At 65.4% G+C, this 13,888-nt stretch carries 9 protein-coding genes; all 9 read right to left on the reverse strand.

Features of this window, described 5'->3' with window-relative positions; genetic code table 11:
• Positions 1 to 51: 51 nt before the first annotated feature.
• Positions 52 to 519: a transposase gene (locus QMZ26_RS05515; RefSeq protein WP_283220857.1), complete on the reverse strand. Its 468-nt coding sequence runs from the start codon at positions 517 to 519 to the stop codon at positions 52 to 54.
• A gap of 333 nt (positions 520 to 852) precedes the next feature.
• Positions 853 to 3,393 carry a membrane-bound PQQ-dependent dehydrogenase, glucose/quinate/shikimate family gene (locus QMZ26_RS05520; protein WP_283220826.1) on the reverse strand — a complete coding sequence of 847 codons (2,541 nt, stop codon included), beginning with the start codon at positions 3,391 to 3,393 and terminating at the stop codon, positions 853 to 855.
• A 311-nt stretch (positions 3,394 to 3,704) separates the two neighbouring features.
• Positions 3,705 to 4,748, reverse strand: a complete 1,044-nt coding sequence (locus QMZ26_RS05525) for a hypothetical protein (protein WP_283220827.1) — start codon at positions 4,746 to 4,748, stop codon at positions 3,705 to 3,707.
• Between the two features lie 183 nt (positions 4,749 to 4,931).
• The gene (gyrA, locus tag QMZ26_RS05530; RefSeq protein ID WP_283220828.1) at positions 4,932 to 7,646 is read right to left on the reverse strand and encodes a DNA gyrase subunit A; all 2,715 of its coding nucleotides are present in this window, start codon (positions 7,644 to 7,646) and stop codon (positions 4,932 to 4,934) included.
• A 260-nt stretch (positions 7,647 to 7,906) separates the two neighbouring features.
• Entirely contained in the window at positions 7,907 to 8,971 is a 1,065-nt protein-coding gene (gene mtnA, locus QMZ26_RS05535) for an S-methyl-5-thioribose-1-phosphate isomerase (protein WP_283220829.1), read from the reverse strand.
• A 47-nt stretch (positions 8,972 to 9,018) separates the two neighbouring features.
• Positions 9,019 to 9,759, reverse strand: a complete 741-nt coding sequence (locus tag QMZ26_RS05540; protein WP_108758456.1) for a DUF3011 domain-containing protein — start codon at positions 9,757 to 9,759, stop codon at positions 9,019 to 9,021.
• A 132-nt stretch (positions 9,760 to 9,891) separates the two neighbouring features.
• A complete protein-coding gene (gene epmA, locus QMZ26_RS05545; protein ID WP_283220830.1) occupies positions 9,892 to 10,848 on the reverse strand; it encodes an EF-P lysine aminoacylase EpmA in 957 nt (318 codons plus the stop codon).
• Positions 10,845 to 11,330 (reverse strand): GNAT family N-acetyltransferase, encoded by a 486-nt coding sequence (locus tag QMZ26_RS05550; RefSeq protein ID WP_079222381.1) that lies wholly within the window; start codon positions 11,328 to 11,330, stop codon positions 10,845 to 10,847. The genes epmA and QMZ26_RS05550 overlap by 4 nt, the downstream gene beginning before the upstream one ends.
• Before the next feature lie 52 nt (positions 11,331 to 11,382).
• A complete protein-coding gene (gene ligA / locus QMZ26_RS05555; protein WP_283220858.1) occupies positions 11,383 to 13,854 on the reverse strand; it encodes an NAD-dependent DNA ligase LigA in 2,472 nt (823 codons plus the stop codon).
• Positions 13,855 to 13,888 lie beyond the last annotated feature (34 nt).

A 13,888-nucleotide genomic window follows, 5' to 3' on the forward strand; every position in this document is an offset into this window, starting at 1 on the left:
CGCGGGGCTTTTTTGGCCTGGTCGCAAAGGGCAGTCGACCAACGGTCGACTCTACCCCGGGGGGTCGTCATCCATTGGCCAGCGGCACCATCCCTGCGGGTACTCGCCCAGCCGGGTTGCCAATCCTGCCCTTATGGGGTTAGCCAGAATGTAGCGCGCATGCTTTCGCAGTGATTCCTCACTGCGGATTGCATGGTCGAAGTAGCCCGCCTGCCAGAGGGCCCCGGCGCTTCCGCGATGTTGGTTGATGAGCAAACCGCTGCGTGACTTGAAGCGCTGCACGCAGTAGCCGAGTGACTTTTCGCGAAGCTGGGCAAGCCAATGCAGGTGGTCGGGCATGACCACCCACGCAAGCGACGAGGTCAGCCCTTGTTGGTCCATTGCCTCCAGCACCTGTATCGCGATGCCGGCGTTGGCTGAGTCTTCGAAGATGGGACGACGATCTCTGCAGATCATCGTAATTGCGTACACGTTGCCGATGATGGAGCGGCGGCCGATGAGGAGTTGTGGACTGGGCATGTGGTTGAACATGCCCATGGTGGCTCCGTTCTGGCATCGGCGCGAGACCAGTCATCCCGTAGGGAAATGACTTGGCGCCGACTGGGTAGAGTCGACCGTTGGTCGACTCCCGCGCGAGGCGCGGGGTTTTAGCTGGGTCGCGAAGGGCAGTCGACCAACGGTCGACTCTACCCTCCCCCTGCCCCTCACCGTCATTTCGGTAGGAATATGACCCGGCGCCGACTGGGTAGAGTCGACCGTTGGTCGACTCCCGCGCGAGGCGCGGGGTTTTAGTTGGGTCGCGAAGGGCAGTCGACCAACGGTCGACTCTACCCTCCCCCTCTGCCCATCACATCACTTCGGCAACGCGTAGGCCATCACGTAATCGCCCTTCGGCGTTTCCATGAAGTGGTGCCCGGCCGCCACGATCACCACGTACTGGCGGCCGTCCTGCTCGTACACCATCGGGTTGGCCTGGCCACCGGCGGGCAGCTTGGCGTGCCACAACTCCTTGCCGGTCTTCAGGTCGATCGCGCGCAGCAGATCATCGGTGGCGGCGGCAATGAAGATCAGGCCGCTGGCCGTCACCACCGAACCACCGTTGTTGGGGGTGCCGATTTCAATCGGCAGGCCGGAACGGATGCCGAACGGGCCATTGCCGCGCGCACTGCCGAACGGCCGATCCCACAGCAGCTTGCCGGTGCGCAGGTCGACGGCGCGGATGCCACCGTAGGGCGGCTGCTTGCACAGCAGGCCGGTGAACGGCAGGCGCCAGCCGGCGTTGACGTCGATGGCGTACGGCGTGCCCACCTGCGGGTCGCCCGCACCTTCGGCGCCGCCCTTGTCATGGGTGATCGCCTCGCGCGGCAGCCAGCCCTTGCGGTCGGCCTCCGCGCGCGGCACCAGCCGGTTGTAGTTGGGCATGTCGTTGTAGTTGGCCACGATCACCCCGCGCCGCGTATCGATGGCCACGCTGCCCCAGTCCGAACCACCGTTGTAGCCGGGGTATTCAATGGAATGGTGGTCTGCGCTCGGCGGCGTGTAGAAGCCTTCGTAATGCGCCTTGCGGAACTGGATGCGGCACACCAGCTGGTCGATGGGCGTGATGCCCCACATGTCCTGCTCGGTCAGGTCGTGCTCGCGGCGCAGCGTGTGGTACAGCGAGAACAACTGGGTCGGCGAACGCTGCTCCGGTTCGACGCCACCGGTCGGCACCTTGCGCTCTTCCGCCGGGGTCAGCAGCTCGCCGGTGCGGCGGTCGAGGATGTACATGTCGCCCTGCTTGGTCGGCAGCAGGATGGCCGGCACCTTGCCCTGTGCGGTCGGGTAGTCGATCAGGCTGGCCTGCGAACCCATGTCGTAATCCCAGACATCCTTGCGCACGGCCTGGAAATGCCAGGCGGGCTTGCCGGTGGTCACGTCGATGGCGACCAGCGATGTGGCGTACTTGTTCTGGTTCTCGGTGCGCGAGCCGCTCCAGTAGTCGCCCGCGGAATTGCCCATCGGCAGATAGACCAGGCCCAGCTTTTCATCGCCGGTGGCGGTGGTCCACATGTTCGGGGTGCCACGCGTGTACTCCTTGCCCTGCGCCGGCAGGCCGGTCAGTTCCGGCTGGTCCATGTCCCAGGCCCAGCGCAGCTTGCCGGTCACCGCATCGTAGGCCTGGATGACGCCCGACGGCGCATCGCGGCGCTGGCCGTCCAGCACCTGGTGGCCGGTCACGATGACGCCGCGCACGATGGCCGGCGGCGAGGTGATGGACACATAGCCCGGCGGCGTGTTGCCCATGCCCAGGGTGATGTCGACCTGGCCGTTGTTGCCGAAGTTGGCGCAGGGCTTTCCGCTGTCGGCATCCACGGCGATGATGCGGCCATCCAGGGTGCCTTCGATGATGCGCGCGGTGCAGGCCGGGCGGTTGCCGGGCACGCTGGCCGCGCCGGGGGTCGGCGGCGGCGCCGGCAGTGCCAGATCGGCGGCCGCGTCGGCCAGCGCGGCATCGACCACCGCGGCGCCACTGGGCTGCTCGTAATAGGACACGCCGCGGCACGCTGCGGTATAGGGAATCGAAGCGTCTTTCACCTTCGGATTGAAGCGCCAGATTTCCTTGCCGGTACTGGCATCGAGCGCGATCAGCTGGTTGCGCGCGGTGCACAGGTACAGGCGGTTGCCGATCTTGAGCGGCGTGGTTTCCGCGCCCCAGCGGTTTTCCGGCAGGTCGCCGGTGCGGAACTGCCAGGCCGGTTGCAGCGTGGCCACGTTGTCCGGGGTGATCTGCTGCAGCGGCGAGAACCGTGTCGCGGCGTTGTTGCGGCCCCACGCGGCCCAGTCACCGTCGGCCGGTCGGTCGGAGGGCTGCAGGCCCGTGGTGTCCTCGGTTGGATCGATGCCGGTCGACGCAGCCGCGTCGGGGAACGGCTGGTCGCCGCGCACTTCGCCATGCGGCACGAAGGCCAGCGCGAAGGCCGCCACGAAGACCAGCATCAACACCGCCGCAACACCACGCGATGCGCGACGCGGGAAAGGCTGCTGCAGCGTCGGTGCCAGCAGCGCCATCACGATCGCCAGCGCGGTCACCAGGCCCAGCCGTGGCACCCAGCGCCAGTAGGTGCTGCCCGATTCCCACCACGTCCACAGCAGCGTGCCGACGAAGATGAGGGAGAACAACAGCGCGGCGCTGCGGCGGTTGCCCCACAGCAGCACGCCGCTGGCCAGCATGGCGATGCCGGCGATGGCGTAGTACCAGGAACCGCCCAGCGTGAGCAGCCAGACGCCCAAGCCGCCGATGACCGCGCCGAGCAGGATCAGCAGCAGGGAGAGAACGGTGGCCACCGGGTGCCGGCGACGCGGCGGGAGGGTCTGGCCATCGGGAGGAACAGCAGCGGGGGCGGCAGGCATTTCAGGCTCCAGGGCGCGACCGTGCGGTCGGTTGGACGGGGGGGGCTCCACTGCGGACGGCACCGTCCGCTGGTTCACCGACCGTTATCCGCCCCTGCCTGTGAAATGAATGCGTTCTTTGCCCTGCGCCACGCATGAATACCCGGCACGAGGCGGTCCCCAGACAGCCACGCCGGCAGCCCGCAGACTGCCTCAGGCCTGACCCTCACGAAATACTTACTCGTATTCGCGAAAAAGCAACTCGTTGCGCGCCGAGTGCACCAATTCAGTGTGCCAACGGCAGCGGAACCAGCCTCAATACTCCGCGAGGACTAACCGCGAACGCCTTTAATCAGAGCCGCCAATTGGTCAATGCCATCAAACGTTGACGGAATGTCCGTTCCATCCAGAACCAGCCCGCTAAAAATAAGAGACTCGAACTTACCAAGAACATCCGCCCCCTGACTTCTTATCTTAGAGGCGTAGTCGGAATAGCTTTCAATGAACTGGCAGAGAGATATCCGCAAATCCAACTGAAGAATCTGCGCCTTCACAGATTTATACTGAACAAGAACGACCCTGAAGAAGTACAGGATCATCAGCTCAATCGCAACAATCGAAGGAATGAAGTACATAAGAACACTCTTATGAGCATCCAAATACTCGAGATTCGCGAGAACCATTAGAATTTGAGCTGCGGGCAAGACGATCATGGCTACACCAAGCAACATCAGCGCCGTGAATGCCCCTCTTAGCTCAACAACCTTTTCAGAACGAAGAGCCCTAAATCCATCGACTAGGCCAACGAAATTATACTCTGAAGTTAGATTCTTAATGTTCTCGGAGAGCCCGTCGATTAGAAGCCTTTTTTGTTCAAATTCATCATCCCAAGTCTTCTTTAATTTCTCAGCCTTATCAATCGTACTTGAGAAGTTTTTAAAGCCTTCCAATCCTGGGCTCGACAGCATCTCATGCGCCATACGTGCAGGCATAAGATGCGATGCGTAAATTAGCTGCCTCTTCATCCTCGGAGAGAAGTGAATTAGGTTTTCATCCACAAATCGATGAATTCCAGAAACATCAAAATTCTCCTGAAGTCCCATCCTAAGGTCCGCCTCACACAGGAACCTATAGGAGCAAACAAAAATATCCCCCAGAACCTCTACAGCATCTATTGCCGACAGGCTACTCAAATAATTTTCAATGTCGGACTTGAACTTCTTCCCAACATGGGAAATGTTGTACTCGCAATTGTCCTCAAACGTCTTCCTATTGTCGACAATAAGAGAAATTAGAATAGACAACTGCTTGATGAAATCAGGACTAACATCACCTAGGTACTTGGAATTCGAGATTTCATTATTGAATCTCGACATCAGAGCAATCATTGAATCATCAAAAAAGTACATTCATCCCTCCGAAATTGATATGACACTCCATTTCCGAAACCACAAAGTCATGACTGCGGAAAAAGATGTCGCCTCAAAGATTGCCCTCAACTCCAAACAACGACGCCGGCACAAGGCCGGCGTCGTCGGGTACCTGTCATCGCGGCAGGATCACTCCTGCGCGGCGTCCTCGCTGCTGGCCGCAGCCGGTGCGCCGTCGGTCGTGGCCGGGGCGGCGGCAGCCACCTCGTCCTCGTCCTCGTCGATCGAGGCATCCATGCGCTCCACCGCCTGCAGCTTCTCGTCCTTGGACAGGCGGATCAGGGTGACGCCCTGCGTGTTGCGGCCGACGCGGCTGATTTCCGAGCCGCGGGTACGCACCAGGGTACCGCCGTCGGAGATCAGCAGAACCTCGTCATCGGAACCCATCAGCACCGCGGCGACCAGCTTGCCGTTGCGCTCGGTGGTCTGGATGCCGATCACGCCCTGGGTGCCACGACCCTTGCGCGGGTAGTCCGGCAGCGGGGTGCGCTTGCCGTAGCCGTTCTCGGTGGCGGTCAGGATGTACTGCACGCTGGCGTCGTCGGCGCCGTCGATCACCGCATCGCCATTGGCTGCGATGTCCTCGGCACCGTTGTCGTCCTCGTTCTCGTCCTCGCTGCCGCCGGCACTCTCGGCCACGATCAGGCTGACCACTTCTTCGCCGGCCGGCATCTTGATGCCGCGCACGCCGGTGGCGGTACGGCCCATCGAGCGGACCTTGTCCTCGCCGAAGCGCACGGTCTTGCCGTTCGAGGCAAACAGCAGGATGTCACGCTCACCATCGGTCAGGCCGACGCCGACCAGCGCATCGCCCTCGTCCAGGTTGATCGCGATCTTGCCGCGGGCCAGACGGAAGGCGAACTCGCTCAGCGGGGTCTTCTTGACCGTACCGTTCTTCGTGGCGAAGAACACGAACTGGCCATCGGCGTATTCGCGCACCGGCAGCACGGCCTGCACGCGTTCGCCCGGTTCCAGCGGGATCCAGTTGATGATCGGACGGCCGCGGGCGTTGGAACCGGCTTCGGGCAGCTGGTACACCGGCAGCCAGAACACCTTGCCCGAACTGGTGAAGGTCAGCAGCGTGTCGTGCGTGTTGACCAGCCACAGCTGTTCGATGAAATCCTCTTCCTTGGTCGCCGCCGCACTGCGGCCACGGCCACCGCGGCGCTGCGCGCGGTACACGCTCACCGGCTGGCGCTTGACGTAGCCGGCGTGGGACACGGTGACCACCACGTCTTCCGGCGCGATCAGGTCGAGGATGTCCAGGTCTTCTTCGCTGTGGCGGATCTCGGTGCGGCGCTCGTCGCCGAATTCTGCCTTGACGTTGACCAGTTCCTCGCGGATGACCTGGCGCAGGCGGTCGGGATCTTCCAGGATGTGGATCAGCCCGGCGATCACTTCCAGCAGCTGCTTGTACTCGTCGGTCAGGCGGTCCTGCTCCAGCCCGGTCAGGCGGTGCAGGCGCATTTCCAGGATCTGGGTGGCCTGGATCTCGGTCAGCTGGTAGCCGCCCTCGATCAGGCCCACGCCCTTGGGCAGGTCTTCCGGTCGCGAGGCTTCGGCACCGGCGGCGCCCAGCATCGAACCGACCAGGCCCGGCTCCCACAGGCGGGCGAGCATGCGTTCGCGCGCTTCGTTGGGGTTCGGCGAGGTCTTGATCAGTTCGATCATCTCGTCGATGTTGGCCAGCGCGACGGTCAGGCCTTCCAGCACGTGGGCACGGGCGCGCGCCTTGCGCAGCTCGAACACGGTGCGGCGGGTGACCACTTCGCGACGGTGGCGGACGAAGGCCTCGAGCATCTGCTTGAGGTTCATCAACTGCGGGCGGCCATCGACCAGCGCCACCATGTTGATGCCGAACACCGATTCCATCTGCGTCTGCTGGTACAGGTTGTTCAGCACAACCTCGGCAGATTCACCGCGCTTGATCTCGATGTAGATGCGCATGCCGTCCTTGTCGGACTCATCGCGCAGCTCGCTGATGCCTTCGATCTTCTTTTCCTTGACCAGCTCGGCGATCTTTTCGATCAGACGCGCCTTGTTCACCTGGTAAGGAATTTCAGTGACGATGATCGATTCGCGGCCGTTGTCGGCCACTTCGATATCGGCACGGGCACGGATGCGCACGCGGCCACGGCCGGTGCGGTAGCCGGCGACGATGCCGGCGGTGCCGTTGATGATGCCGGCGGTCGGGAAATCGGGGCCCGGGATGTACTCCATCAGGCCGTCGACATCGATCTCCGGGTTGTCGATCAGCGCGATGCAGGCGTTGATCGACTCGCTCAGGTTGTGCGGCGGGATGTTGGTGGCCATGCCCACCGCGATACCGGCCGAACCGTTGACCAGCAGGTTCGGGAACCGGGTCGGCATGACCGTCGGCTCCAGTTCCTTTTCGTCGTAGTTGGGCTGGAAATCGACGGTTTCCTTGTCGATGTCGGCCATCAGCTCATGCGCGAGGCGCGACATGCGCGCTTCGGTGTATCGCATCGCCGCGGCGGAGTCGCCATCGATCGAGCCGAAGTTACCCTGGCCATCGACCAGCATGTAACGCAGCGAGAACGGCTGTGCCAGACGCACCAGCGTGTCGTACACCGACTGATCGCCATGCGGGTGGTACTTACCGATGACGTCACCGACGATACGCGCCGACTTGAAGTAGGGCTTGTTGCTGTGCGCGTTCAACTCGTTCATCGCGAACAGCACGCGGCGATGCACCGGCTTGAGGCCGTCGCGCGCATCCGGGAGCGCGCGGCCCACGATCACGCTCATGGCGTAATCGAGGTAGCTCTTGCGCATCTCGTCTTCCAGGTTGACCTGGATGATTTCCTTGGCGGTTTCTGCCATTCGGGTTCCGTTGTCTGGTAGCGGTCCAGTCCGGCGCAGCCCTCTGCGGGAGGGGGTCGTGCCGGAACCTCGATTCAACCTGTGGATACTACCACAACAGGCCGTTTTCCGCCTCCCTTTACGGGGATTTTACCGGCACAAATCAGGAACTTAGGGGTCCATGGCGCCCCTGTAGAGCCGAGCCCATGCTCGGCTGCGGTGGATTCCCCGGCTGAGCCGAGCGTCGGCTCGGCTCTACAGGCATCCGACCCCGCGCGGCCTCAGCCGGCGAAGGCGGCGCGCATGTTGTCGGCGGTCGGGTTCAGGATGACGCCGCGCTCGGTCACGATGGCGTCGATCAGCTCGCCCGGGGTGACGTCGAACACCGGGTTCCAGGCGGCGATGCCCTCGGCCACGGTGCGGGTGCCGCCCACGCCGTACAACTCGCCCGGGTCGCGCTGCTCGATCTCGATCTGGCTGCCATCCACGGTCTCCATGTCCACCGTCGAGGACGGTGCCACGACCATGAACTTCACCCCGTGGTGGCGGGCGGCAATGGCCAGCTGGTAGGTGCCGATCTTGTTGGCGGTATCGCCGTTGGCGCAGATGCGGTCGGCGCCGACGATCACCCACTGCACCGCGCCGGTCTTCATCAGGTGCGAGGCGGCCGAATCGGCGATCAGGGTGGCGTCGATGCCGTCCTGCTGCAGCTCCCACACGGTCAGGCGTGCGCCCTGCAGCCACGGCCGGGTTTCACCGGCGAACACGCGGGCGATGCGGTGCTGGGCCATGCCGGCGCGGATCACGCCCAGCGCGGTGCCAAAGCCGGCGGTGGCCAGCGAGCCGGTATTGCAATGGGTGAGCACGCCGCTGCCGGCCTCGATCAGGCCCGCACCCAGCGCACCCATGTGGCGGTTGGCCGCCAGGTCTTCCTCGGCGATGGCCTGGGCCTCGGCTTCCAGCAGCGCCTTCCAGTCGGCGCCGGCGGCGGTCAGGCAGCGGCGCATGCGCGCCAGTGCCCAGGCCAGGTTCACTGCGGTGGGGCGCGAGGCGTTCAGCCGCTGCAGGGCCGGTTCCAGCTGCTGCAGTGCATGTGCACCATCGGCAGCCTGCACGTCGCGTGCCGCCAGCACCACGCCCCAGGCGGCGGCGATGCCGATGGCCGGTGCACCGCGCACGGTCAGTGCATGGATGGCGCTGGCGACTTCGTCGCTGTCATGGCAGACCACGTGTTCGACCACGAACGGCAGCTTGCGCTGGTCCAGCAGTTGCAGGGCATCGCCGGTCCACAGGATCGGGCGGATGTGGTCGTAGCGGGCGTAGTCGAGGTCGGTGGCAGTGTTCATGGGCCCATTGTAGGGCCACGCCCGGCGCGGTTGGAGCCTGCGCGGGCTCAATTCACCGAGAAATCGGCGCGGCAGCCGCCATCCACCCAGATGCCGTTGCGGCTCCAGCCCCAGGTCCTGCCTTCCTCGCAGGGCGTGCCGGACAACTGCTTGATCACCTTCGCCTCGGTGGAGATGGTGGCACCGCAGAAGCGCCGCCGCTTGGACTTGGATTCGCAGGTCAGCTTGCGTGCCACGTCGACGAACCGGCCGTCATCGTCGGCCACTTCGAAATCGCCCTGGCAGCCGCGGCTGGTCCAGACCTCGTTGCGCTTGTAGCCCCAGCCCTGCCCTTCGCGGCATGGCAGCACGGAAAGCTGGCGCAGCAGGCGAACCGGCGCGCCATCCAGCCGCACAGGGCAGCTCTGCGGTCGGCCGTTGGATTCGCAGCGCACCACGCGGCGCACCAGGCGCTTGCCCTTGCCGTCGCTGGCAGCAGTCGTGCCGGCGGCACCCTGCGCGGAACGCGCGCGGAATTCAGCACGGCAGCCCAGGGTCACCCACACGCCACTGCGGTCGGTGCCCCACTCGCTGCCACGGATGCAGGTATTGCTCGACAACTGGCGCACCAGGTCGACGCCGTTGCTGACGTCGATATCGCAGTGCACCCAGCCCATGTCGCGCGATTCGCAGGTCACCACTTCGCCCTCGTAGCCGGCCGGCTGGGCCGACGCCGACGACGGCAGCACGCCGCCCCATATCGCCATGGAGTACACCGGTGCCGCCACGACCGCAAACCACTTGACCAAAGCATTCCCCAACGGAGCGGATGAATCACGATGCCAGTGTCCCGCATCAGGCGTGATAAGACCATCATCGTGCTTGCTGAATCAAGCGCGAAATCCGTCGGTTTTGTTCAGGCGCAACGCACGCGCATGCGTTCAGGCATGCGCGAAATCGAAGGCCAGCACATCGGCGATGCGCGGCGTGCGGTTCATCGCCATCAGCAGGCGATCCACGCCCACCGCGACACCTGCACAGGCGGGCATCGCAGGCAATGCCGCCAGCAAGGCCTCATCGAGCGCCGGCTGCACCTGGCCGCGTTCGTGCCGGCGCTGCTGGTCACGTTCGAAGCGCGCACGCTGCTCGCCTGCATCGTTCAGCTCGTGATAGCCGTTGGCGAGCTCGACCGCCCCCAGGTACAGCTCGAACCGCTCGGCCAGCGCTGGCGTGCCCGCGCGGATGCGCGCCAGCGCCGCCTGGCTGGCGGGCCAGTCATGCACCACGGTCATGACCGCGTCATCGAAGTGCGGTTGGATGCGGTGGGTCATCAGCAGGTCGAGCCAGTCGTCACGGGTCAGGCCCACCGGATCGATGTGCACGTCACCCAGCGCGGTGCGCAGCGCACCTTCGTCCGCATCGAACGGATCGACGCCGGCATGCTGCTGGAACAGTTCACGGTAGCTGAGCACGCGCAGTGTTGCCGCGCGCCCGACCAGCGCCAGCGCCTGGCGCACCAGCTCGGCGGTTTCCTGCACCAGGCGATGGTGGTCCCAGCCCACGCGGTACCACTCCAGCATGGTGAACTCGGGATTGTGGCGGCCACCGGCCTCGCCATTGCGGAACACCCGGCCGAGTTCGTAGCAGTCGCCCACGCCCGCGGCGAGCAGGCGCTTGAGGGGAAATTCCGGCGACGTGCGCAGCCAGCGGCGGCGGCCACCGGCATCGACGTGGCCACTGAAATCGGTATGGAAGCTGTCGATGTTCGGTTCGGTGTTGCCGGCCACCGAGAGGATCGGCGTTTCCACTTCCAGCACATCGCGCTCGGCAAAGAAGCGGCGCACCAGCGCATTGAGCGCGGCACGCTGCTGCAGCGCGCGCAGCAGGGCCTCGCTCACAGGATGCCCTCCGGGCGCGGGTGGTCCAGCGGCAGGGTCAGCAGATCGCGGGTGTCATCGATGTAGCCGCTGGCCAGGTACAGGCGTCGCGCCAGTTCGTTGTGGTGGTTCACTTCCAGGCGCAGGCGGCTGACACCGCGGCCACGTGCACGCTGTTCGCAGGTGGCCAGCGCCTGCTTGCCACGGCCGCGGCCGCGCGCGCGATGCGCCAGGTACAGCTCGTCCAGCAGCATGAAATGGCCGCCCTGCTCCAGGCTGAAGCCCATGGCGATGACCGCGTAGCCGCAGACCTCCCCTGCCTCGTCCAGCCACAGCAGCACTTCGCCGTTGCGCGGGTCGGCCAGCAGTGCATCGACGCCACGGCGCACGCGTGCGTCGTCGAATTCGATCTTGTCTTCGGCGTAGAACTCACGCATCAGCGCGATCAGCAGCGCCTCGTCGGCACGGGTGGCCAGGCGGAAATCCAGCGGGGCGGTCTGCATCGGTTGTCCTCTCATGCGTCAGACCGGGCGCACGCAGCGCCCGGCGGGGTCATTACTCGTGTTCGGCCAGATAGGCCAGCAGGCGGTCTTCATCCCACACCGGCACCCCCAGCGACTGCGCCTTGTCCAGCTTGGAGCCGGCCTCGGTGCCCGCCACCAGGAAACTGGTCTTCTTGGAGACACTGCCGGAGACCTTGGCCCCCAGCGCTTCCAGGCGATCCTTGGCGACATCGCGGGTGAGCTGGGCCAGCGTGCCGGTGAGCACCACGGTCTGCCCATCCAGCGGACCAGCGACGACCTCGGCCAGCGCCGGCGCCTTGGCCAGGATGTGCTGCATCTCGGTCTCCGCCGCCAGCAGCATCGCGCCATGGCCATCCGTGTCCAGCCACTGGGCCACGCCGCGCGCGGTGTCATCGGGCAGGCCGGCGTTGACGAACTGGCCATGCTCGGCGTCCAGCACCGCCTGTGCGCTGGGCAGCACGGCCACCAGCTTCTCCGCACGCAGGCGGGTGATGCCGGGAATCTCGGCCTCCACCAGCAGCTGGGCCAGGTCCAGGCCCTCGCGCAGCTTGGCGCTCGGCGGATGGGCATCGCGGATGCGTACCTGGCCGACCTGCAGCAGCGCATCGATGGCCTGCTGGTTGCCCTGCTGTTCGAAGAAGTGCCCCAGCGAACGCGCCACTTCGCCCCCGATATCCGGCACGCGCTTGAACAGCGGCCACGGCAGGCGGCGGATCAGCGCCAGATCACCAAACCACAGCGCCAGCGCCTTGGCCGTGCTTTCGCCCACGTGCTCGATGCCCAGCGCGAACAGCAGCCGTTCCAGGCTGGCCTCGCGGCTGGCATCGATGGCGGCGATCAGGTTGTCGGCCCACTTGGTCGCGATCTTCTTCGTGTTCCATTCGAACACCACCGGCTGCACCAGCGCCTGCGCGCGCCATGCCGGGTCCTGGCCGTCCAGCTTGAGCACGGCATTGAGCACATCGCCACTGCCTTCGGCCGGCAGGTGCGGCTTGAGGCTGTTGGCCAGCGCCGAGGGATCCTCGGCATCGAGCACCAGTTTCAGGTGCAGCAGCTGGTCGCGGGTCAGCTGGTACAGGTCGGCAACGCGCTTGACGATGCCGGCGTCGACCAGGGTTTCGATGTACTTGTCCCCCAGCCCATCGATGTCCATCGCACGGCGCGAGGCGAAGTGCGCGATGGCTTCCTTGCGCTGCGCCGGGCAGCTCAGTTCGCCCGAGCAGCGCCACGCGGCGGCGCCTTCTTCGCGCACGATTTCCGAGCCGCATACCGGGCAACGGGTCGGCATCTGCCACGGTGTGGTGCCCTGCGGGCGGCGGTCGAGGATGACGCTGACCACTTCGGGAATGACATCACCGGCGCGGCGCACGATCACGCTGTCACCCACGCGCACGTCCAGGCGTGCGATCTGGTCCGCGTTGTGCAGCGTGGCGTTGGAAACGATCACGCCGGCCACTGCCACCGGCGCCAGGCGCGCGACCGGTGTTGCGGCACCGGTGCGGCCGATCTGGATCTCGATCGCCTCGACCGTGGTGCTCTGTTCCTGCGCCGGGAACTTGTGCGCGATGGCCCAGCGCGGCGCGCGCGAGACGAACCCCATGGCCTGCTGGCCGGCGCGATCGTCGAGCTTGTAGACCACGCCGTCGATATCGAACGGCAGGCCGTCGCGGCGCTCGCCGATGTCACGGTAGTAACCGAGCAGACCGTCAGTGCCGTCCACCACCTTGCACAGCTCGCTCACCGGGAAGCCCCAGGCCCCCAGCTGCGCCAGCGTGCCCGAATGGGTGTCGGGCAGTTCACCGCCCTGCACGTCGCCGGTGCCGTAGGCAAAGAAGCTCAGCCTGCGCTGCGCACTCATCTTCGCATCCAGCTGGCGCAGCGAACCGGCCGCGGCATTGCGCGGGTTGGCCAGCACCTTGCCGCCGTGCAGGCGCGCGCGGTCGTTGTAGGCCTCGAAATCGGCACGGGCCATGTAGACCTCGCCGCGCACTTCCAGCACGTCGGGCCAGTCCTGGCCCTGCAGGCGCTTGGGAATGTCGTTGATCTCACGCAGGTTGGCGGTCACGTCCTCGCCGGTGCTGCCATCGCCACGGGTGGCGCCCAGCACGAACGCGCCGTCTTCATAACGCAGGCTGATCGCCAGCCCGTCCATCTTCGGTTCGGCCGAGAACTGCAGGCTGCGGCGGCCGAGGCGCTCGTCGATGCGGCGCACGAAATCGGCCACTTCCTCATCGCTGAAGGCGTTGGACAGCGACAGCATCGGCACCGCATGGCGCACCTCGGCGAAGCGGCCGGACGGGCGCGCACCCACCTGCTGGGTGGGGCTGTCGGCCACGGCCAGTTCCGGGTGTTCGCGTTCCAGCGCCTCCAGCTGGCGTACGAGCCGGTCGTAGTCGACGTCGGGGATCTCCGGCGCGTCCAGCTCGTGGTAGGCGCGGTTGGCCTGGGCGATCTGCCGGCGGAGGTCTTCGGCGCGTTCGGCGGGGCTGGGGCTCATCGGGATCCGGTGTTTCTGGGATGGCCGTGAATTCTACCGC

The organism is Stenotrophomonas sp. PFBMAA-4, assembly GCF_030053215.1.
Classification (GTDB): Bacteria; Pseudomonadota; Gammaproteobacteria; order Xanthomonadales; family Xanthomonadaceae; genus Stenotrophomonas.

Bases quoted from the DNA above. Each gene is read 5' to 3' on its own strand.
- QMZ26_RS05550 (WP_079222381.1), bottom strand. From the start codon at position 11,330: ATGCAGACCGCCCCGCTGGATTTCCGCCTGGCCACCCGTGCCGACGAG.
- gyrA (WP_283220828.1), bottom strand. From the start codon at position 7,646: ATGGCAGAAACCGCCAAGGAAATCATCCAGGTCAACCTGGAAGACGAG.
- QMZ26_RS05515 (WP_283220857.1), bottom strand. From the start codon at position 519: ATGCCCAGTCCACAACTCCTCATCGGCCGCCGCTCCATCATCGGCAAC.
- mtnA (WP_283220829.1), bottom strand. From the start codon at position 8,971: ATGAACACTGCCACCGACCTCGACTACGCCCGCTACGACCACATCCGC.
- QMZ26_RS05525 (WP_283220827.1), bottom strand. From the start codon at position 4,748: ATGTCGAGATTCAATAATGAAATCTCGAATTCCAAGTACCTAGGTGAT.
- QMZ26_RS05520 (WP_283220826.1), bottom strand. From the start codon at position 3,393: ATGCCTGCCGCCCCCGCTGCTGTTCCTCCCGATGGCCAGACCCTCCCG.